A 1758-nucleotide genomic window follows, 5' to 3' on the forward strand; every position below is an offset into this window, starting at 1 on the left:
GCGGATAGATGCTATGAAAGGGACGCGATAACGCGGAGCCCTACAATTCCCACATCGCATCGGTTCGCGTTAAAGGAGGGCATCATGCGAAATTCCGCTTACGCAGCTGGCAGAGAGGAACTCATACTGGCGGTATCACTTGAGCTTGCCACGGCGAGCTGGAAGATAGCGTGCCACGACGGTCGCCGTGACAAACCCGCGGTGCACACCCTCACCGATCCGCAGGCCGGGGCGCGCCTGCAGGCCGCACTGGATCTGATCGAGCGCCAGAAGCAGCAATGGTCGCTGCGCGCCGGCGTGCGCACCGTTGTCTGCTACGAAGCCGGACAGGACGCATTCTGGATCTGTCGTGCACTGCAGGCGCATGGCATTGAATGTTACGTCATCGATGCCGCCAGCATTCCGGTCGTACGCCACAGGCGGCGCGCGAAAACGGACCGGCTGGATGCCATCAAGCTCGTGCTCAACCTGCGCGCGTGGCTGCACGGCGAGCGCGACCGCATGCACGTCGTTCACGTACCCTCAGTACAGGACGAGGCGCTGCGTCACCTGACCCGCGATCGCGCAGAGCTCCAGAAGGAGGTCCTGCAGCACCGCAACCGGATCGGAAAGCTGTTGCGCACGCTCGGCTGCTGGGACGACCTCAAACATGGGTTCGCCAGCCGGCTTGCCCGGGGGGAGGTCAGGTGCTACGACGGTTCCCCACTGTCCCCCGAAATGCACGACCGGCTCCTGCGCGAATGCGAACGGGTCGCCCTCGCCAGGCAGCAGCTCGCTGCCCTGGAGAAGGCGCGTCACCAAGCCCTTCCCGCCACGGTGCGCGAAAGAATCGATCACCTCACACGCCTGAAGGGAGTGGGCCAGATTGGAGCGTCCCGGCTGGTGCTTGAACTCTTCTGGCGGCAGTTCGACAACCGCCGTCAGGTCGGTTCTTGTACCGGTCTCGTTCCGCAGCCGTACGACAGTGGCGACAGTCACACCGATCAGGGCATCAGCAAACAAGGCAACCGTCGCGTACGGTCACTGCTGGTCGAGATGGCCTGGTACTGGCTGCGCTACCAGCCTGGCAGTCCGCTTGCGCAGTGGTTCCGCCATCGCACTGAGGGCACCGGCGCCAACCGCCGCGCGCGACGCATCGCGATCGTCGCGGTGGCACGGCGGCTGGTGATCCTCCTGTGGCGCTACCTCGAGCACGGTGTGATCCCCCAGGGAGTACAGATGAAGCCGTCCACATAGCCAGACACACGTCGATAGCCGCAACCCTCACTAACGGTCATACTGGCTGACCATCAGGGTCATGAAGCGGAAGTACCCGTTCACCACCGTGGTTGTTCATGCAACCGATGCTGATAGATGGGGTACCTCCCCGGAACGCTTTCCGGCGCACTGCGCATACTGCATCAGGCTGGCTCCACGCCAGCGGATAGAAGAAGGTCGGGACGCCATGTCCCACGCGCGCGACAACCGGCTTCACGTTTGCCCAGGCAGTGCCAGGGAGGTGCGCAGAATCGGACGTGTCATGGCAAGCACGGCTACACGAATGCCGCCTGCATGGTGGCAGGCGCAATAACCCACGCGCCCGCCACCCCGTACCAGCGTATCGCGCTTCGCAGCGTCAAGGGGGCCGCTGACGCCAGGCTTCGCCTGCCCTTGACGCTTGCTACGCGCTTTCCTGACAAGGGACCTCGTAAACTTGATGACGTCTCAGGAGGGATCTGTGCAAACCGGGCCTTGACAATTACTTACCCTTCATAGAAG

At 63.2% G+C, this 1758-nt stretch carries 1 protein-coding gene; it reads left to right on the plus strand.

Going from position 1 to position 1758, the window contains the following annotated elements; all coding sequences use genetic code 11:
* Window positions 1-84 precede the first annotated feature (84 nt).
* The gene (locus tag F6X42_RS42485) at window positions 85-1236 is read left to right on the plus strand and encodes an IS110 family RNA-guided transposase (protein WP_187639712.1); all 1152 of its coding nucleotides are present in this window, start codon (window positions 85-87) and stop codon (window positions 1234-1236) included.
* Window positions 1237-1758 lie beyond the last annotated feature (522 nt).

This window comes from Paraburkholderia podalyriae (genome assembly GCF_014397785.1).
GTDB lineage: Bacteria > Pseudomonadota > Gammaproteobacteria > Burkholderiales > Burkholderiaceae > Paraburkholderia > Paraburkholderia podalyriae.